Origin of the sequence: Bradyrhizobium sp. USDA 4532, from assembly GCF_024171315.1 — a bacterium.
Lineage (GTDB): Bacteria > Pseudomonadota > Alphaproteobacteria > Rhizobiales > Xanthobacteraceae > Bradyrhizobium > Bradyrhizobium australafricanum.
Genome location: NZ_JALJZN010000001.1, coordinates 8,589,240 through 8,607,698, shown reverse-complemented (window position 1 = coordinate 8,607,698; position 18,459 = coordinate 8,589,240). Strand labels below are relative to the sequence as shown.

General features: G+C 64.3%; 15 protein-coding genes. 6 read left to right on the top strand and 9 right to left on the bottom strand.

The features are described 5' to 3' along the window. Window positions 1-6: 6 nt before the first annotated feature. From J2R76_RS39710 to J2R76_RS39700, 3 genes are read right to left on the bottom strand one after another with little or no spacing between them, the layout of a single operon-like run. Window positions 7-1,392, bottom strand: coding sequence for an aldehyde dehydrogenase family protein (locus J2R76_RS39710; RefSeq protein ID WP_057020604.1), 1,386 nt, complete (start codon window positions 1,390-1,392; stop codon window positions 7-9). 35 nt (window positions 1,393-1,427) lie between these two features. After that, window positions 1,428-2,795, bottom strand: a complete 1,368-nt coding sequence (locus J2R76_RS39705; protein WP_253625905.1) for a glutamine synthetase family protein — start codon at window positions 2,793-2,795, stop codon at window positions 1,428-1,430. A gap of 50 nt (window positions 2,796-2,845) precedes the next feature. Next, window positions 2,846-4,189 (bottom strand): aspartate aminotransferase family protein, encoded by a 1,344-nt coding sequence (locus J2R76_RS39700; RefSeq protein WP_253625904.1) that lies wholly within the window; start codon window positions 4,187-4,189, stop codon window positions 2,846-2,848. A gap of 352 nt (window positions 4,190-4,541) precedes the next feature. Between J2R76_RS39700 and J2R76_RS39695 the strand changes: the two genes are divergently transcribed. From J2R76_RS39695 to J2R76_RS39685, 3 genes are all read left to right on the top strand, one after another. Next, window positions 4,542-5,363, top strand: a complete 822-nt coding sequence (locus J2R76_RS39695) for a DeoR/GlpR family DNA-binding transcription regulator (RefSeq protein WP_057020605.1) — start codon at window positions 4,542-4,544, stop codon at window positions 5,361-5,363. A 13-nt stretch (window positions 5,364-5,376) separates the two neighbouring features. Next, a complete protein-coding gene (locus J2R76_RS39690; protein ID WP_057020606.1) occupies window positions 5,377-6,408 on the top strand; it encodes a helix-turn-helix domain-containing protein in 1,032 nt (343 codons plus the stop codon). Window positions 6,409-6,475: 67 nt separating this feature from the next. After that, the gene (locus J2R76_RS39685; protein WP_076834239.1) at window positions 6,476-7,267 is read left to right on the top strand and encodes an inositol monophosphatase family protein; all 792 of its coding nucleotides are present in this window, start codon (window positions 6,476-6,478) and stop codon (window positions 7,265-7,267) included. Between the two features lie 26 nt (window positions 7,268-7,293). Here the strand turns inward: J2R76_RS39685 and J2R76_RS39680 are convergent, their stop codons facing one another. Both J2R76_RS39680 and J2R76_RS39675 read right to left on the bottom strand, forming a co-directional pair. After that, a complete protein-coding gene (locus J2R76_RS39680; RefSeq protein ID WP_168856098.1) occupies window positions 7,294-8,250 on the bottom strand; it encodes a choline/ethanolamine kinase family protein in 957 nt (318 codons plus the stop codon). After that, entirely contained in the window at window positions 8,247-9,203 is a 957-nt protein-coding gene (locus J2R76_RS39675) for a phosphotransferase family protein (protein WP_253625903.1), read from the bottom strand. Before J2R76_RS39675 ends, J2R76_RS39680 begins: the two co-directional genes overlap by 4 nt. 201 nt (window positions 9,204-9,404) lie before the next feature. On the opposite strand from J2R76_RS39675, the gene J2R76_RS39670 reads away from it, so the two are divergent. Then, a complete protein-coding gene (locus J2R76_RS39670) occupies window positions 9,405-10,811 on the top strand; it encodes an amidase (RefSeq protein ID WP_057020610.1) in 1,407 nt (468 codons plus the stop codon). A gap of 4 nt (window positions 10,812-10,815) precedes the next feature. Here the strand turns inward: J2R76_RS39670 and J2R76_RS39665 are convergent, their stop codons facing one another. From J2R76_RS39665 to J2R76_RS39650, 4 genes are all read right to left on the bottom strand, one after another. Further along, window positions 10,816-12,636 (bottom strand): ABC transporter ATP-binding protein, encoded by a 1,821-nt coding sequence (locus J2R76_RS39665; protein WP_253625902.1) that lies wholly within the window; start codon window positions 12,634-12,636, stop codon window positions 10,816-10,818. A gap of 1 nt (window position 12,637) precedes the next feature. Then, complete coding sequence (locus J2R76_RS39660) at window positions 12,638-13,555, bottom strand: ABC transporter permease (protein WP_057020612.1); 918 nt, start codon at window positions 13,553-13,555, stop codon at window positions 12,638-12,640. Window positions 13,556-13,557: 2 nt separating this feature from the next. After that, window positions 13,558-14,538 (bottom strand): ABC transporter permease, encoded by a 981-nt coding sequence (locus J2R76_RS39655; RefSeq protein ID WP_253625901.1) that lies wholly within the window; start codon window positions 14,536-14,538, stop codon window positions 13,558-13,560. Between the two features lie 101 nt (window positions 14,539-14,639). Then, window positions 14,640-16,202, bottom strand: coding sequence for an ABC transporter substrate-binding protein (locus tag J2R76_RS39650; RefSeq protein WP_057020614.1), 1,563 nt, complete (start codon window positions 16,200-16,202; stop codon window positions 14,640-14,642). Window positions 16,203-16,543: 341 nt separating this feature from the next. Here J2R76_RS39650 and J2R76_RS39645 point away from each other — a divergent pair, with 341 nt between their 5' ends. Continuing rightward, window positions 16,544-17,353, top strand: coding sequence for an HAD-IIA family hydrolase (locus tag J2R76_RS39645; RefSeq protein WP_253589679.1), 810 nt, complete (start codon window positions 16,544-16,546; stop codon window positions 17,351-17,353). Further along, window positions 17,350-18,333 (top strand): phosphotransferase enzyme family protein, encoded by a 984-nt coding sequence (locus tag J2R76_RS39640; protein ID WP_253626139.1) that lies wholly within the window; start codon window positions 17,350-17,352, stop codon window positions 18,331-18,333. The genes J2R76_RS39645 and J2R76_RS39640 overlap by 4 nt, the downstream gene beginning before the upstream one ends. Window positions 18,334-18,459 lie beyond the last annotated feature (126 nt).

Here is an 18,459-nt window from a genome sequence, read left to right as displayed (position 1 = left end):
CAATGCTCAATGCTCGATGCGAAGGTGGAATGATCTTGGGCGGGTCAACGCCTCGAAGCCGAGGCGCGACATGCCGACACCACGTCCGGTGTCCTTGAGGCCGGTCCACGCCAGGGCGGGATCGACATAATCGCAGCGGTTCATGAATACGGTGCCCGTTGCGATGCCGTCACCGATACGTTCGGCTGCGGCGGCGTCCTCGGTCCAGACCGATGCAGTCAGGCCATAGGGGCTGTCGTTCATTAGGCCAACCGCCTCCTGATCGGAGGAGACCTTCATGAGGCCGACCGCAGGCCCGAAGCTCTCCTCCATCATCACCTGCATGGAGTGATCGACGCCGACCAGGACCTGAGGCATCAGATAGGCCGTACCGATCTTGTCCGCTGGGAACCGGGCCGGATCGATCAGAGGCTGCGCGCCTTTTGCGACGGCCTCGCCGATGTGGGCGCGGACGGTATCGGCAAAGCGTGTCGCCGCCATCGGGCCGAGCGTCGTGTCCCGCGACAGCGGGTTGCCGAGCCGGTAGCGCGCGGTCAGGCCGGCAAAGGCGTCTACAAAGGAGTCATAGATCCGCTCATGCACGTAAATCCGCTCGATGCCGCAGCAGCATTGGCCGGAGTTGTAGAAGGCGCCGTCCACGAGCTGCTCGACCGCGAAATCGAAATCGGCATCCGGCCGCACATAGGCCGGATCCTTGCCGCCGAGCTCTAGCCCGAGGCTGATGAATGTCCCGGCCGCCGCTCGCTCGACGGCCCGGCCGCCGGCGACCGAACCGGTGAAGTTCACATGGTCGACCGAGCGCGATGAGATCAGCTCACTGGTCATGACATGGTCGAGCGTGAGCGTCCTGAACACCCCCTTGGGCAGGCCGACCCGGTCCAGTGCCGCCTGGAAGCGCTCACCGACCAGCAGGGTCTGCGCGGCATGCTTCAGGATCACGGCGTTGCCGGCCAGCAGCGCCGGCACGATGGTGTTGGCCGCGGTGAGATAGGGATAGTTCCAGGGCGCGATCACCAGCACGATGCCGGCAGGAACGCGCTTGATCATGCGGCGGAAGCCGGGCTGCCCGGTCGGCACGATCGGCGCCAGCGCTTCATCGCTGAGCTCGACCAGCACGCGGACGCGCTCCTCCAGGCTGCGCAGTTCGCCGCCATAGCGCACCGGCCGGCCCATCTGCATCGCGAGCTCCGGAACGACCTCGTCGTTCTGCGCCCGCATCTCGTGCAGGAAGGCGAGCATCATGGCCTTGCGCTCGGCGAGCGATATGCTCGACCATTCCTGCTGCGCTTTCCGTGCTTGCGCGAGAGCCGCGGCGACCTCGGCACCCGTTGCGACGGGCCGCCGGGCAACCTCGCTGCCGTCGACCGGCGAAATGCAGACGATATCGTTCACGTGATGTCACTCGTTTTTGGAAGGGAGGATCCGTCTCAAATGATCTCGAAGTAGCGAGCGAGCTCCCAGTCGGTGATGGCCTTGCGGAACTCGCGCTCCTCCCACTGCCGCGTCATCGCGTAGTGATCGACGAAGACGTCGCCAAACAGGTTGCGCGCCGCCTGCGAGGCGACCAGCCGGTCGGCCGCCCCTGACAACGTGCGCGGAAACGCGCGCTCGGGCGGATGCCTGCGCTCATAGGCGTTGCCGATGATCGGCTCGTCCGGTTCGATCCTGTGCTCGATTCCCCAGAGGCCCGATCCGAGCGCGGCCGCGATCGCCAGATACGGATTGATGTCGGCGGCAGCGACGCGGTACTCGACGCGCTGGCTGGCCGGCTTGCCGGGAATGACGCGCAACGCGCAGGTCCGGTTCTCGATTCCCCAGGTCGCGTCGGTCGGTGCCCAGAAGCCGGGGATCAGGCGCGAGTAGCTGTTCACGGTCGAGGCCACCATCGCGAGCAGCTCCGGAAGCAGCGCCTGCTGGCCGCCGACGAACCAGCGCATGATGTCGGACATGTCGCCGGGCCTGCCGCCCTGGTGAAACACCGGCTTGCCGTCCCGGTCGCGCAGCGACAGATGCAGATGCCCGGATTGTCCGGGATAGGCGTTCGACCATTTGGCCATGAAGGTGAGCATCTTGCCCTGACGCTCGGCCCAGACCTTGGAGAAGGTCTTGAACAGCACGGCGCGGTCGGCGGCCGCGAGCGCATCGGTGTATTGGATCGCGGCCTCCAGCACGCCGGGTCCGGTCTCGGTGTGCAGGCCTTCGACCGGCATGTCCATCTCGTTGCAGAGCTTGAGCAGCGAGCGATGAAATTCGGACTCGACGGAGGCGCGCAGCATAGAATAGCCGAACCAGCCCGGCGTGAGATTCTTCAAGCCGCGAAAGCCCTTCTCGCGCACGCTGTGCGGCGTCTCGTCGAACACGAAGAACTCGAACTCCGCGGCCACGGACGGCGAGAATCCCATGCCCTCGGCGCGGTCAATGACGCGCCGCAGCAGCCGGCGCGGACACACCCCCGCCGCGGCCCCCTCGAATTCACCGAGGAAGAACAGCATGTTCTCTTCCGTCGGCACATTGCGGCAGGTCGAAGGATCGATGCGCGCGGTCGCGTCGGGAAAGGCCGTATGCCAGCCGGTGAATGCACAATTGTCGTACATCTGGTCGTTGGAGTCCCAGCCGAACACGATGTCACAGAAGCTGAAGCCGGCCTCCAGCGCGCCGACGAACTTGTCGCGCGCGAGATATTTTCCGCGAATGACGCCGTCGAGATCGACGATGCCGAGCTTGACGTGGGAGAGGCCCCGCTCCTCGACAAGGGCCTTCGCCTCGGCGATAGTTCGTACGCTTCTTGCATCCATGATCTTCAAATCTTCGGCTTCTGTGGCATCGCGGGCTATCGGCGATCGCGTCACGACGCGGCCACCTCGCGCAACTCCTCGTCGCACGCGGTGATGAACATGTCGGCGTGGTCCTTGCCGAAGCACAGCGGCGGACGAATCTTGAGCGTGCTGCCGAACGGACCGGCAGCACCGATCAGGATGCCGCGCCGGCGCAGGCGATTGATCAGCAGGCTAGCGAGCTCCGGTGCGGGCTCCTTGCTGTCGCGGTCGCGCACCAGCTCGAGCCCGATGAACAGGCCGGCACCACGAACGTCTCCGATGGTCATGTGGCGATTGCCGATCTCGCGCAATCCATCCATCAGGTGACGGCTGACCTCGCGCGCATTCTGCATCAAGCCCTCGTCCTCGATGACGTCGAGCACGGCAAGGCCTGCGGCCGCGGCCACCGGGTTGCCGCCGAAGGTGTTAAAGTACCTCACTTCCGCGGCAAAGCGATCGAGCAGCGCGGCGCGCATGGCGACGCCTCCCATCGGAAAGCCGTTGCCCATGGGCTTGCCCATCGTGACGATGTCGGGGACGACGCCATGGCGCGCGAAGCCCCACATCGCCGCCCCGGTTCGTGCGAAGCCTGGCTGCACCTCGTCGGCGATGAACAGTCCCTGACGTTCGTGCACGAGCTTCACGGTGGGGGCCAGGAAGCCGGCAGGGTCGGCATGGATGCCATCGCTCGAAAAGATCGTGTCCACCAGCAGCGCAGCAAAGCCGAAGCCGCTTCGCTCGAGATCGGTGATCGCTGCGGCAACGCTGTCGGAAAAGCGCTGGCCGGGATCGCCGACCGGATTGCGATACATCTCGGGTGCGGGAACTGCCCGCACGTGGGGCGGCAGCGGCTGACCGGGACGCGAGGACGGCGAGACATCGGTCACTGCGGCGCTATTACCGTGATAGGCGGTCTCCGTGACAATGAAGCCCGCCCGCCCGGTTGTCACTTTCGCGACCCGTAGCGCAAGGTCATTCGCCTCGCTGCCGGTGCAAGTCAGGACCAGATGATCGATCCCGCGCGGAAACGTCGCCAGGAGACGCTCCGCATAACCATCGACGACGTCGTTGAGGTAGCGTGTGTGCGTGCTGAGCAGGCCGGCCTGGCGGCTTATCGCTTCGACAACGCGCGGATGCGAATGCCCGACCGACGGGACGTTGTTGTAGAGATCGAGATAGCGCCGGCCATCGACGTCGAACATATAGACGCCTTCGGCGCGCGCCATCCTGATCGGCTCCTGATAGAACAGCACCGAGGCTTTTCCGAACGAACGCAGGCGTCGTTGCACCGCCTCGCCGAGCGCTGGGTCGATTGACGACACCCGGCTCTGATCGAAGGCGTTCAACGCCAGAATCCCTTTCTCCTGCTGCATCGCCTGCCTTCCCTTTGGCCCGCGGCCTGCGCGGACCAAAGCCGTCCCCTGCGGCGATCATTCCCCAGCCGTTCCACCGCGACCTTGGATCTATGTGCGAATCCCCACAACTGAAAAGCAGATTGCAGGCAAGAGACACCAGAACGTCAGACATGCGCTCCGCATTCCAAAGCCATACCTCATATGTTTCAGTGCCTTATGTGATCGCCATGATTCCTTTGCGAATTCCATAGGCAGCACGGCGCCCAAAAAATGAGGAATATGCCACACGATTGATGTGGACTCACAACATCACTTGGGGAACGATCATGGCACGGACGCTGGAGAGGTTTGCAGCCGGAGAGACAGCGGAATGACGAGTGACGCCCCTGCTGAGGCCGACAAGCGGCCACGAAAGGCCGACGGCGACCGCCTCTCGAAGCTCGCGCGCCACAAGCACATCATCTCGCAACTCACCGCCGCGCCGACGCTGCGGGCTTCCGAGCTCGCCGCCGTGCTCGGCGTCTCCGGCGAGACCATCCGGCGCGATCTGATGGAGCTTCAGGAGCAGAAGCTCATCAACCGTACCTATGGCGGAGCGTCCCGTCCCTTCGCGCTCGAGCCGGCGCTGACCGATCGCAAGGCGATCATGATCGCCGAGCGCGAGGCGATGGCCGCGGTGATCGCCGACCTGATCCTGCCGAACGAGGTGTTGATGCTCGGCGCCGGCGCGACCACGTTTCACATCGCGCGACGGCTGGCCTCACGCGCGCACGACATCACCGTGATCACCCATGATTACGCCATTGCGGCCGCGCTAGCCGTCAATCCGTCGATCCGCGTGCTCTGCTGTCCCGGCCGCTATCACCCCACCGAAGGTTATGTGTTCGGCACGCAGACGATCGCGAACATCAACAGCTATGAGGCCAACCGCGCCATCGTGAGCGCGACCGGCATCAGCGCGCGCGGCGCGAATGATGCCGACGATGAGGCCGGTGCCATCTATGGCGCGATGGCCAAGCGCGCCGCAGAAGCCATCCTGGTAGCCGATCACGGCAAATTCGACCAGCGTGCGCTCACCGTCTTCGCACATTGGACCGATATCGATCGCCTGGTTACCGATCGGCAGCCAGAGGGAGCTCTGGCAACCGCTCTCCGTGAAGCCGGAACGGAGATCATCGTTGCGCAACCCTGAGAAAGGCCCAGCCATGGCACGCCTGACATCTGTTGCTTCCCGCGAGGAACACACCGGCCTTCATGCTGGCAACGACAAGGGCCCCGGTCCCACGCAGGATTGGCGGACCCGGATCGGACGCCTCGATCTCGAACTCGTCGGGCCGGATCACGCCTTTGCCCGCAACTGGGAACGCGTTGCCTGCATCCACGATGCCGCCTATGTGCTGGTGTTTCCGCAGACTGGATGCGTCGCATTCAGCCAGGACAGCCGCATCGGGATCGCACGTCCCGGCGAATATGTCCTGCTCAGCGAGCTCGCCTTCTACGAATTGTCGTCTGACAAGACCGCGCGCTTCCTGATGTTGCGGATTCCGGCCGCCGAGCTGCGCGGCCGGCTCGTCTCGGTTGAAGATCACATCAGTCGCCGCTTCAAGCCAAACGAACAGATGACGCACCTGCTGGCGGGCATGATCCGCAGCGTGGCCGAACTGTTCGTCGCCTCGCCGCCGCCGAACCCCCAGGCGCTCGCGACCGAAATGATCAGCTTCGTCGCGCTGACCATCGGATCGGAGGATCGCGGCGCCGCAACCGATGTGCGCAACGCGCGCTATCACCTGCGCCGCCGGATCGTCGACTTCATCGAGAGCCATCTCGGTGACCAGTCGTTGTCGCCGAAGAAGATCGCGGCGTCGAGCCGCATCTCGCTCAGTTATTTGTACAGCCTGTTCAACGACAACGAGACCACGGTCAGCCAGTTCGTCCAGACCAAGCGGCTGCAGCGGGCGTATGAAATCCTAGTCGCCGATCCGAAGGGCCGGCGGACCGTCTCGGAGGTCGCCTACGAAGTCGGCTTCAAGAACGTGTCGCATTTCTCCCGCTGCTTCAGCCGGCACTTCAAGGTGGCGCCGCGCGACGTTCGCCAGGCGCCCGTGTCGGCGCCGCAGCCGGCCGCTGGCGTGCGCTCGCCGCAGCCGAGGAGCCCTGCCGCCCGAGTGGCGCGGCGCAACGGATTCGACTCCCCCTATTGGGAGATCGACAAGCAGTCGGTCCACGAGACCGCGTAACGCCCCATCCCAAGGCAAGGCGTCGTGCGTCCCGCGACGTCGGCGCGCCTCCCGCCCGGAGCGACCATTGGACGACATTCAAGACAGATTATCGGCAAGCGAGCTCGCTTCGTTCTTCAATGAGCTTGCCGACGTGGCCGGACGGATCGCCGTGACGCACTTCCGTTCCCGCGTCGATTTCGAGCGCAAGCAGGACCTGACGCCGGTCACGATCGCCGATCGTGCGATCGAAATGGAGCTACGGCAGCTGATCGGTTCGCGCTTCCCCGATCACGGCATCCTCGGCGAGGAGATGGGATCGACGGCCGGGGACCGCTACACATGGTATCTCGATCCGATCGACGGAACGAAGAGCTTTATCTCCGGCATGCCGCTGTTCGGCACGCTCGTCGCGCTCGCCGACGAGAGAGATGGATCGATCACCGCCGGCATGATCGATATGCCCGCGCTGGCCGAGCGGTGGTACGGCACCCGGCAAGGCACCACCTTCAACGGCAAGCTGGCAAGGGTGAGCCGCACCACGCGACTGGAAGACGCGCAGATCTACACGTCATCGCCGGACTTCTTCACGCCGAGCGACTGGGCCCGCTACGATGCGCTCAGCCAGAAGGCCATGTTCCGGCGATTTGGCGGCGACTGCTACCAATATGGCCTGCTCGCATCCGGCCACTGCGATCTCGTGGTCGAAACCTCCCTCAAGTCGTTCGACTTCATGCCGCTGATTCCGGTGGTCGAGGGCGCTGGCGGCATCGTCCGCGACTGGCAGGGGCGGCCGCTGTCGCCGGAATCCGATGGCCGGATCATCGCGGCCGCGAACGACAGCCTGCTCGAGCAGGCGCTCGCGATCCTCAATCAATAACTGCGGAAGCCCTCCTGTCGCGCGGCTCAGACGAGCCGCAACCAGCCATCCCAGCGGGGATCGTACATCACGTCGCGGGCACGCATGTATTTCCAGACGCCGTACTTCTGATAGTCGAAATCCCAGTCCTTGAGCTTCCTGTTCACAACCGCCCATGACGCCCATTTCAGGTCGGCGAGCGCCCGGTTGAGTATCACGCGCGCGACCATCTGCGGCCGCACCTCGCCCAGATATTGCTCGATCAGGGCCTCCGTCAGATGCTCGTCGAAGAACATCTCGGCGAACAGGACGCCGAGCTCATAGCTACGCTCGTTGTTGGAAGCGAACTCATAGTCGATCAGCTTCATCGGCCTTGGGGCGCCTGATTCCGCCGAGATCAGGAAATTGCCCGGCATCGGATCGTTGAAGCACGGCACGAGATCGAGACCCGACGCCAGGAACGCCGACTTGGCCTGATTGTAGCGATGCATCAGCCAGGGCATGTCCTGCGGGAAATGCGCGCCGAGCTCCCTGCCCTGCTCGATATGTTCCTCGATCATGTCAAAGATGGTCTTGGTCTGGCCGAGCTTCGGGCCGGCATGCAGGCGGCGGTAAAGGTCAAGAACGTCGGCCTGGATGGCGGCATCGCCGAAATCGGCATTGGTGCAGGCGCGATAGCCTTCGAGGAACTCGCTGATCTCGAGCCCGTCCGTGGCGTCGAAAAAGATCACCTCGGGCGCAACGCCCATGGCGTGGGCATTGCGCGCAGCCTCGTTGGCGGTCACGCGATCGATGAACATCTCCGAGCCCTCGCCGGGCACCTTGATGAAGTAGCGCCGTCCATCGCCGGATATCTCGACCAGCCAGTTCTGATTCATGAGGCCGCCGACCAGCGGGGTATAGGCCGCCCCCTTGCCGTGCCATTGCGGCACGCGGGCGATCGCTGCCTCGATATTGCGCTCGTGGACTGTCGCTCCCTCGCCAAGCTTCCTGCGGACAGTCATGCGATCCTCCGAAGCATCTCGCCAAAGCGCGGCTCCCGGACCGTCATGCGGCAACGTACGAAGCGCCAGCTGGCGAACTTGTAAAACTCAAAGGTGTTGCGCGCCGACCGCGCGGCGAGCACGGCGCCGATCAGGCCCCAGCGCAGATCATCCGCCATGCCGTAGATGCGGGCGCGGCTGAATGCGCGCTCGTCGAATCCGCCGGCGTTGCGGCTGAAGGCGTCGCGCGCCTCCGGCTCCTGCGCGAAGGCTTCGACGAGGAAGCTGCCGAGGTCCTCCAGCGGGTCGGCCGTCGTGGCGCGATCCCAATCGATCAGGCGAACCTCGCCGGTGTCGCTGATCAGGATGTTCGAGACATTGCCATCGCCATGGATTGGCACCGGTTTGATGTCGAGTTTCCTCAAGGCATCGGCCGCAAAACGCAGCTCCTTGACCAGCCATTCCGCATCAGACGGCAGTTGCGCCTTCGCGGCCTTTGCCGCCTCGTAGAAGTGCTCGATCTCGTCGAAGACTCCCATGCGCCGCGGCAGAGGCGCCCCTGCCTGGAACAGGCGCCGCGCCGCGATGACCGCGTCGACGATCTTCGGCTCCAGCATCCGCTCCAGCGTGCCGACCCGCCAGCCACGGTTGAGATCTTCCATGACCAGAAGTCCCGCGTCCGGATCCGCCGCAAGCACCTTGGGACCGATACCGAGATCGGATGCGCGCCGGGCCGCTTCGAACGCGCAGGCAACGTCGATGTAGAGCTTGGCATCCACATCCATGTTCTTGATGAAGATGCTCTCGCCGCTTCCGTTCCTGGTGGCGCGCCAGGGAGCGCCGTCGACCCCGCGCCAGCTTGGCGAGGCGAGGACCGGAATGGCGGGCTCGATCACGATATCGCCCGTCTCCCATCCCGGGAGCCCGGCAATGTAGTTCCGGACCGTGGCGATTTGCGTTCCAGATTGGCTCATGACGACTTCTGATCTCTCGCGGGTGTCGTTCGGCCCGCCTGTCGCGGGCCTCCCGGTTTGATGACAAATTCGATCAAGACAGATGCAAAAGGGATGCCTCGCACTCCACCAAATCATGCCCTTACGGCAGCGGCACTACCCCGACAGGGGCGACTTTCGCTATCCGGACACTGATCCAGAACGCCATTTGTCGAGGCCAAGATGTCTGCTGCGGAACTAATCGGGATGAGCCTTGCGGGGCTGACGGAGGCCTACGCATCGCGCGCATTGTCGCCGGTGGAGGTGTTGCGAACCGTGCTCGGCCATGCCGAGGCGGTCAATCCCGCGATCAATGCGCTGTTCTGCTTCCGTCCGGAGCAAGCCATCGCAAGCGCGCAAGGCTCGGAAGCGCGATGGAAGGCGGGAACCGCACTGGGTCCGCTCGACGGCGTCCCCATGACGGTCAAGGACAGCGTCGCCATGATCGGCTGGCCCTATTTTCACGGCATCGGCGCCAACCGTGCCCTGCCGCCGTCCAACTACGATTCGCCGCCGGCGATCGCGCTCCGCGAGGCCGGCGCGGTGATCTTTGCCAAGACCACGATGCCGGATTGCGGCCTGATGGCGTCGGGCATCAGCTCGCTGCACGGCGTTACCCGCAACCCCTGGGGGCTCGCCTGGAATACCGGCGGCTCGTCGGCCGGCGCAGGCGCCTCCGTCGCCGCTGGCGCCGGCTATGTTTCCGTCGGCACGGATATCGCGGGCTCGGTCCGCCTTCCGGCCGCCCATTGCGGACTGGCCGGACTGAAGCCGACCCATGGCCGTGTGCCGCATTTGCCGGCCGACACCATGCGCATGGCAGGCCCGATGGGTCGCAGCGTGGATGATATCGCGCGCCTGCTGACCGTGCTGACGCGGCAGGACGAGCGCGACACCTGGAGCCTGCCCGCCGATGGCGTGCGCTATCACGAGCATCTGAAGCGCGACGTGAAGGGACTGAAGATCGGCGTCCTCACCGACATGGGCTTCGGCATGAAGGCCGAAGCTACGGTTCGCAGCGCGGTCGATGCGGCCGGCAAGCTGCTCGCCGGCGCCGGCGCGATCGTCGAGCCGTTCACCTCTCCGCTCACCGACGACGCCTATGCGCCGATCGACCTGTTCCTCCAGGTGCGCGGCTATCTCGAATATGCATCGCTGCCGCCGCATGGCGACACCGCACGCGACATCAATCCCTACGTTCGCGCATGGTGCCTTGGCGGGGCGAAACATTCGGGCGCCGACCTCTACCGGGCGCTGGGCCGGATCGCCAAGATGAAGGCGGCGCTGCTCGCGGCCTTCGAGGGCTGGGACTATGTCATCGCCCCGACGCTGCCGGTGGTGAATTTCCCGGCCGAGGAGCCCGGCGTGTCGCGTGAGACGCCGCTCGCGCACACGCTGTTCACCGCCATGTTCAACCAAACCTGCCAGCCCGCCTCCACCGTCTGCATGGCATTCGATTCCCGCCATCTACCGATCGGCGTCCAAGTGACCGGGCACCGCTTCGACGATCTCGGCGTCCTGCAGGTGACCAAGGCGCTGGAGGACATGCGCTCGTTCGCGATGGACTGGCCCTTCAAGCCACGGCCCTGAGCGCTCAGGCCGCGGCCTGCGCCGGGTCGCCGTCGAGAAGGTGGCAGGCGGCGAAGCGCCCCGGCGCGTGTTCGACCAGCTTCGGCGTCTCCAGCCGGCAGCGGCCGAACGCCTTCGGACAGCGCGAGGCAAAGCTGCATCCCGCCGGGATATCGATCGGGCTCGGCGGCTCGCCCTCCAGCAAGAAGTCCGCCGGGTTGAACGGCTTCTCCTCCAGCGTCGGGGCGGCCGAGAGCAATGCCTTGGTGTAGGGATGCTGGGGATCGAAGAACAGCTCGCGGTTGTCGGCGATCTCGACCATCTCACCGAGATACATCACGGCAATGCGCGTGCAGACCCTGCGCACCATTGCGAGATCATGGGAGATGAAGACATAGGTGAGGTCGTTCTTCTCCTGCAGCTTCGAGAACAGGTCGATCAGCCTTGACTGCTCGCGTTGATCCAGCGCGGACAAGGTTTCGTCGAGGATCAGCAGCTTGGGATCGAGGATCAGGGCACGCGCGATCGAGATGCGCTGGCGCTCGCCGGTGGAGAGCGTGTTCGGGAGCTGGTCATAGAGTTCGGCGGCAAGACCGACCTCGGCCATCGCTGCGATGACCCGGCTGCGCAGGTCCGCGCGGGCGACGGTGCCGCGGATCAGCAGGCTCTCCTCGATCATGCGGCCGACGGTGGTGCGCGGCGGCAGCGCGTTGTACGGATCCTGCAGCAGCAGCTGGAATTCGCTGCGGGTGCGGATCAGCTCGCGCGGCGACAACGCCCCGAGCGACGTGCCGTTGAGGACGATGCTGCCGTTGTCGGGAACCTCCAGCCAGGCCAGCAGGCGCGTGAGGGTCGACTTGCCGCAGCCGGATTCCCCGACGATACCGAAATTCTCGCGCGGCATGATGTCGAGCGTTACGCCGCGCACCGCCTGCACGTTGCTGTAGGTATTGAACGTCCCCCGCTTGCGCGCGCGATAGGTCCGAACAACGTGCTCCACCTTCATCAGCGGCACTTCGTCTTGCGCCTTGCGGCGGGCGAGCGGGCCCTCGGTGGTCGCCCACATGCGCGGCACACTGGCAATGGCCTTGCGCGTGTAGTCGGTCTGTGGCGAGGCGAGCAGGCCGGCAAACGCTTGCTGCTCGACGAACCGGCCCTGATGGAGCACGGCCGTGCGGTCGCCGAACTGGCCGAGCGTGGGCAAGGAAGACGACAGATAGATTGTCGCCATCCTGTGGCGCAGGCACAGGTCGTGGAGCAGCGCCACGATCTGTGCCGCGATGGTGACATCGAGCGGCTGGGTAATGTTGTCGGCGATCAGGACGGCGGGCTCGGCGCAAATCGCGTCCACGATCATCGCGCGCTGCATCATGCCGCCGGAAAATTTTGCCGGGTAGTCCCAATAGCGCTCCTTCGGCGATGGAATCCGGACCTCGCCGAGGAGCTGCACGACCCGCTCGCGGCATTCGCGCGGATTCCATTCGGGCCTGACGCTGTGCAGCTTTTCCGCGATCTGGGTCCCGACCGGTATCGTCGGATCGAGCGAGCTTTGCGGCTTGGAGCCGATATAGGCGATGTCGCGGCCGATCCGTACCTCGCGCGCCCCGGCGCTGAGAATGTCGTGGCCGGCGAACGTGACCCGTCCGGAGCGATACGCCAGACTTTCCGGCAGCCAGTTCGCCAATGCGCGGCTGAGCACGGTTTTGCCGGCGCCGCTTTCGCCATAGATGCCGAAGATCTCCGACGTGTTGAGGCGGAAGGAGATGTGATCGAGGATCGGCGCGGCGCCCGACGCCGAAGCGCCGACCGTGAGGTCGTCAACCTCCAGAATGAGCGAGAGATCCATCTCAGAGACCCCCATAGATGCGGTTGCGCGCCTTCTCGAGCGCCGACCCCATCAGGTTGATCGAGGTAAGCGCGATAGCCAGGAACACGCCCGGCGTGGTCGCGATCCACCAGGCATTGATCAGGTATTTGCGGGAGTCGGCGATGATGCTGCCGAAGCTCGGCGTCGGCGGCTGGATGCCAAGCCCCAGGAAGCCGAGGATCGCTTCGAAGATCATCATGCGTGCGACGTCGAGCACGGCGACGAATGCGATCGGCGGCAGGATGTTCGGCGCGGCGAACAGAAACAGGATCCGCCAGTCCCCGGCGCCGAGCACGCGCAGGCCGCGGACATATTCCTTGCCGCGCTCGGTGACCGCGGCGCTGCGCGCCACGCGCGCGTAGAGCGGCCAGCCGGACAGCGCCAGCACGATTATGATGGTCGGCACCGTCGGCCGCGACACGCCGAGAATGGTGATCGCCAGGATGATCATCGGAATCGACAATTGGGCATCGGTGATCCGCATGATGACGGTGTCCCACCATTTGCCCTTGAAGCCGGCGAACAGGCCAAGGCCGCAGCCGATGACAAAGATGAGCAGGACCGTGACGACGCCGACCAGCAGCGAATAGCGCAGGCCGATCAGGCTGCGCATCAGCATGTCGCGGCCGAGCTGATCCGTACCCAGCGGATGATCCCAGGTCCATTTGTCGCCGAGAAAGACCGGCGACATGAACTTGTCCTTCACCACCATCTTGGTCGCACTGATCGAGGACACCTCGGGATAGATGGCCGAGGCCAGCACCAGCGCCATGAAGATGAAGAAACCGATCTTGAAGCTCGGCATGCGCCAGGCGGCGGCCATGATGCGGCGGTTGACGGAACGGATTGGGGCCGCCGGCAAGGCGGGCTCCTCGGCGATGATCGTGGTGGCCGTCATGCTCAGATCTCCACGCGGGGATCGACCAGATAGGCGACCAAATCCACGATGATATTGATGAAGACAAAGACGGCGCTGGTCGTGATGGCGATGCCCTGGATGACCGGAAAGTCGCGCCCGACGACAGAGACCACGGTCAGATTGCCGAGGCCAGGATAGTCGAAAATGTATTCAATTACGAGAACGCCGCCGATCAGCGTCGAAAGCTGGATCCCGAGCAGGTTGACTAGCGGCACTGCCGCGTTGCGCAGGGCGTGCGAATAGACGATGCGGCGGCGAGACAGGCCGCGCACCCGCGCCTCATCGATGAACGGCGCTTGCATGACCTCGCCGAGCGAGGTCGTCAGCGTGCGGATGATGAAGGGGGCGATCTCCACCGCGAGCACGAAGGCCGGCAGGATGACATAGGAAAACCCCTGGTAACCGAGCGCCGGCAGCACCTTCAGCTTCACCGACAGAAACAGGATCAGAACGATCGCGAGCCAGAAATTCGGAATCGAGACGAACAGCGACTGCATTCCGAACGCCAACGCATTCTGCCAACGATGCTGGTGCAGCCCGCCCGCGATGCCGATCGGAAACGACAGCAGCAGCGCGAACACGAGCGCCATTCCGCCCAGTTGCAGCGTGAACGGCAAGCGTTCGAGGATGAGATCGATCACCGGCGCCATATCCGACTTGGTCGGGTCAACATACTGGCCGCCGGTCGCGATCATGCCGCTGCGCGGCCGCAAATAGGATTGCCCGAGATCGCCCTGTACCAGCCCGCGCATGTACCGACCATATTGCACGATGATGGGGTCGCGCAGCCCCATCTTGGTCGCGACCTTCTCGACCACATCGGCCGGCGCCATGCCGCCGACGATCAGGCGCACGGGATCGCCCGGCACCACGCGCAGCAGCGTGAAGATGATCAACGACGTGATGAAGACGATCAGGATGCCCTGCGCGATCCGCTTGACCAGGAATTCCAGGATCAACATCGAGAAGAGCTACCCTTGCAATTCATGAGGACCAGACCCGACCAGTCCGGCCTGCGTTCGCGAACCGGCAGGCCGGGCGTACCCGGCCTGCCGAGCAATCATCATGCCAATGTTGCCTTGGTCATGTCCTGCATGCCGTTCGGATAGATGTACAGACCATCCAGCTTCTTGCTGTAGGCATGGATGAAGACCGAGGTGAACAATGCGAGCGCCGGGGCCTTCTTGGCGATGGTCGGCAGCGTCTCGGTCTGCAGGATCTTCTTGCGCTCCTCGATTGTCGTGGCGTTGCGCTCCTTGTCCAGCACCGCGTCGATGTCCTTGTCGACGATGCCGGTGATGCGCTTGGAGGAGGAGTGGAAGTGGGTGCGCAGCACGAGATCCGGCTCGGGCGAGCCGGTGCACCAGCCGCAGTCGATCATGTTGCCCTCACCGCCGCCGGGCTTGTCGTAAAGCAAATTACCCCACGCCGCGACTTCGAGCGTCTGCAGATTGACCTTAAACCCCTGCTCCTGGAGCATGCCGGTAATCAACTCGGCATATTCCTTCGTCTTCGGATAGAAGCCGACCGACGTGTAATAGGTGAGCTCGGGCAGGCCCTGGCCTTTGGGGAAGCCGGCCTCCGCGAGCAGCTTCTGCGCCTTGTCCGGATCGAATTCAGGATAGTCGGCCACCTCGGCATAGCCGAACTTGACCGGCGAGATGTGCGCCTTGGAATAGATGCCGGAGACGCCGAGCACGTCGAGCACCTGCTTGCGGTCGATCGAGTAGCATGCGGCGAGGCGAATGCGCGGATCGTCGAACGGCTTCTTCGAGCAGCGGAAGAACAGGTATTTGTTCTCGACCGAAACCGCCTTGTGGATGCTGAAGCGGGCATCCTTCGAGATGGTCTCGACCTGCTCCTGCTCGAGCCGCTCGATGATGTCGGCCTCGCCGTTCAACAGCGACAGCGTGCGCGTCGTGGTGTCACCGACGAAGTGATACTCGACACCCGGGATCTTCGCTGCGCCGAGGAAGAAGTCGGGATTGGCGGCGAGAACGGTGGTGTCGCCTTTCTGCTCGACATATTTGTAGGGGCCCGTGCCGTTCATGCGCGCCGAGAGCTGCGCCTTATTGGCAACGTCCTTGGCCGACATGATCGGCAGGAAGGACGACAGGTAGTAGTAGAGCGTCGCCGGATAGCCCTGCACCTTCGTGTTGATGTGGCAGGTGTAGTCGTCGACGACGTCGACGGTGACGAGACCGGGGTACCACTGCGCCGGACGATCGGGTTGGCAGCCATATTCATAGGTCGCCTTGACGTCGGCCGCTGTGAACGGGGTTCCGTCATGAAATTTGACGCCCTTCCTGAGTTTCACCTCCATCGTATAGGTGTCGATGGGCTTCATCGATTCAGCCAGCTCGAAGATCAGCTCGTCCGGCTTCTCCGGCCGCATCGGCGCCCGCGTCAGGTAGCCGAACACGAAGCCCTCGACGATGAGCTGGCCGAGATTGGTATGGGTGGTTGGGTCCCAGTTGCCGGTCAGCGCTTCCGCGCCGAGAAAGCGCAGTGTCTTGCCTTCGGCGGCAAAGGCGGAATTCACAAGAAAGTCGGGATTGACCCGCCCGAAGCCGAACGCCGCGGCCCCGGCCAATCCCCCTAACATCAAGTCTCTGCGGTTGATCATATGGTAATCCCTCGATGATTTCGGCAACGCTGAAACTGCTCTCGAGGCCGCAAGGCACTCAGCCGTTTCGATCGTCTTGCACAAATCGTGGCTTTCACGCCTGCAAAGCCTAGACCAAAGGCCGCAATCGCCCGATTCCTGCTGCTCCACGATTCCGTTGCTGACACTCCCGGGGCGCCGCAGTCGCGCACGGAGATGTTCCGCTCCCGGACGCATGGCGCACACCGGCAAGGCAAGGACGCCTTTCCAATGTGCAGCACACAAATCATGGATGCACAGAGCAGCAACGCCATGCAGGCAACCATATGATCACGCTCGCGGAACTGAACGGAATCCCAGCATTGGAACAGCGCATTGCTCCGGCCAACCATCCCATTCGCGGCGTCATCTCGGATCTCGACGGCGTCGCCTATCGCGGCGACACTCCGATCGACGACTCCGTCAAGGCGTTTCGCGGATGGAGCGAGCGGGGCCTGCCCTATGCGTTCGTCACCAACAATTCGACGAAATCCGCCGCGCAATTTGCCGCCAAGCTGAGCCGCATCGGCATTCCGGCCGAACCGTCACAGGTCTTCACGACGATTTCGGCGGTCACGTCCCTGCTCGAACGGCGCTGGCCGCGCACCACGCCCGTGTTTGCGATCGGCGAACGACCACTGCTCGAGGCGATCGAGGACATTGGCTATCACCTGACCGACGTCAAGCCCAAGATCGTCGTGCTCGGCTTCGATGCCACGCTCGACTACGCCAAGCTGCGCACCGCGGTCAGGGCCGCACTCGCCGGCGCAACCGTCATCGCCACCAATCCCGATGTCCTGACGCCGGTTCATGACGGCTACGATCCCTGCGTCGGCGTGATCACGGCCGCGGTTGCAGCGGCCGTTCCCAATACGAAGCCGATCGTGCTAGGCAAGCCGCAACCGTTCCTGATCGAACAGGCGCTGGCGCATCTCGGCACCGCCCGGCATGAGACCGTCATGGTCGGCGACCAGATCGGCACCGATATCGCAGCAGGAAAGGCCGCCGGCATGCGGTCGATCCTGCTCGCCAGCGACGTCCCTTTCAATGCGGTGGCGGACGTCGTTCCCGATCGCATCATCGCGAGCCTTCTTGACCTCGCGGAGCCCGAGACGGTCGGTTGGCGGCGATGATGACTCCCGGCCTCATCGAGAGCATGCAGGCCTCTCTTGCCGCGAGCCTGCCGCGCTGGGGACTATCATCGCAATCGACGCTCGCCTTTCTCAGCCATTCCGAGAACACCACCTTTCTCGCGCAAGATCCGGCCGCTCGGCAAAAACTCGTGTTGCGCGTGCAGCGGCCCGGCTATCACTCACCTGACGAGATTGCGTCCGAGCTCGCCTGGATCGACGCCGTGATCGCAGACAACGTGGTGCTCACGCCGCGCCCGGTCGCCGATCGGGAGGGACACCTGTTATGCCCCATTCCCCTGAGTGGTGCGACACGACACGTCGTTGCATTCGAATTCCTCAGCGGCAAGGAGCCGGACGCCTCGGACGATCTGGCCACCTGGTTCGGCAAGCTCGGCGCGACCAGCGCGCGGCTTCACGCGCACAGCCGCCGATGGACATTGCCATCAACGTTCCAGCGCAAGGTCTGGGATTTCGATGCCATGCTGGGCCGCCGGCCACTATGGGGTGACTGGCGCGCCGGTCTTGGCCTGCGCGACGATGGCCGCAGGCTGCTGCAGAGGGTCGCCGACGAACTTGAACGGCGCGTCGAGGCTTACGGACGGGGCGAGCAGCGGTTTGGCCTCGTTCACGCCGACCTCCGCCTCGCCAACCTGCTCGTCGAAGGCGACCGGCTCGGCGTCATCGACTTCGACGATTGCGGCTTCTCGTGGTTCTTCTATGACTTCGCCGCGGCCGTCAGCTTCATCGAGCACGAGCCGGTGATGGACCTGCTCCAGCAGTCGTGGCTTGCGGGATACCGGACCGTCGCACCGGTCTCGCACGACGACGAGGCCATGCTGCCTGCGTTCGTGATGCTCAGGCGCATGCTGCTGACGGCCTGGCTCGCTTCGCATTCGGACACCGAAACCGCGCGACGCCTGGGTACGGGCTACACCGACGGAACGGTCGCGCTCGGCGACCGGTTCCTGCGCGGATCGTGACGCGGACTTTCGGGACCAGCCGCGGCGCGCCTGTCCGTTTCTCCAGTGTTGTTGCTCCGGGACTCCAGAATGCCGCAACAGATGTTTCCCCGCCGGCTTTGATCCGCGAATGATGGGCGCGCTCGG

Excerpts from the sequence above, each read along its gene's own strand:
- J2R76_RS39705 (WP_253625905.1), bottom strand. The coding sequence starts at position 2,795 with ATGGATGCAAGAAGCGTACGAACTATCGCCGAGGCGAAGGCCCTTGTC.
- J2R76_RS39700 (WP_253625904.1), bottom strand. The coding sequence starts at position 4,189 with ATGCAGCAGGAGAAAGGGATTCTGGCGTTGAACGCCTTCGATCAGAGC.
- J2R76_RS39695 (WP_057020605.1), top strand. The coding sequence starts at position 4,542 with ATGACGAGTGACGCCCCTGCTGAGGCCGACAAGCGGCCACGAAAGGCC.
- J2R76_RS39690 (WP_057020606.1), top strand. The coding sequence starts at position 5,377 with ATGGCACGCCTGACATCTGTTGCTTCCCGCGAGGAACACACCGGCCTT.
- J2R76_RS39680 (WP_168856098.1), bottom strand. The coding sequence starts at position 8,250 with ATGACTGTCCGCAGGAAGCTTGGCGAGGGAGCGACAGTCCACGAGCGC.
- J2R76_RS39675 (WP_253625903.1), bottom strand. The coding sequence starts at position 9,203 with ATGAGCCAATCTGGAACGCAAATCGCCACGGTCCGGAACTACATTGCC.
- J2R76_RS39670 (WP_057020610.1), top strand. The coding sequence starts at position 9,405 with ATGTCTGCTGCGGAACTAATCGGGATGAGCCTTGCGGGGCTGACGGAG.
- J2R76_RS39665 (WP_253625902.1), bottom strand. The coding sequence starts at position 12,636 with ATGGATCTCTCGCTCATTCTGGAGGTTGACGACCTCACGGTCGGCGCT.
- J2R76_RS39660 (WP_057020612.1), bottom strand. The coding sequence starts at position 13,555 with ATGACGGCCACCACGATCATCGCCGAGGAGCCCGCCTTGCCGGCGGCC.
- J2R76_RS39655 (WP_253625901.1), bottom strand. The coding sequence starts at position 14,538 with ATGTTGATCCTGGAATTCCTGGTCAAGCGGATCGCGCAGGGCATCCTG.
- J2R76_RS39650 (WP_057020614.1), bottom strand. The coding sequence starts at position 16,202 with ATGATCAACCGCAGAGACTTGATGTTAGGGGGATTGGCCGGGGCCGCG.
- J2R76_RS39640 (WP_253626139.1), top strand. The coding sequence starts at position 17,350 with ATGATGACTCCCGGCCTCATCGAGAGCATGCAGGCCTCTCTTGCCGCG.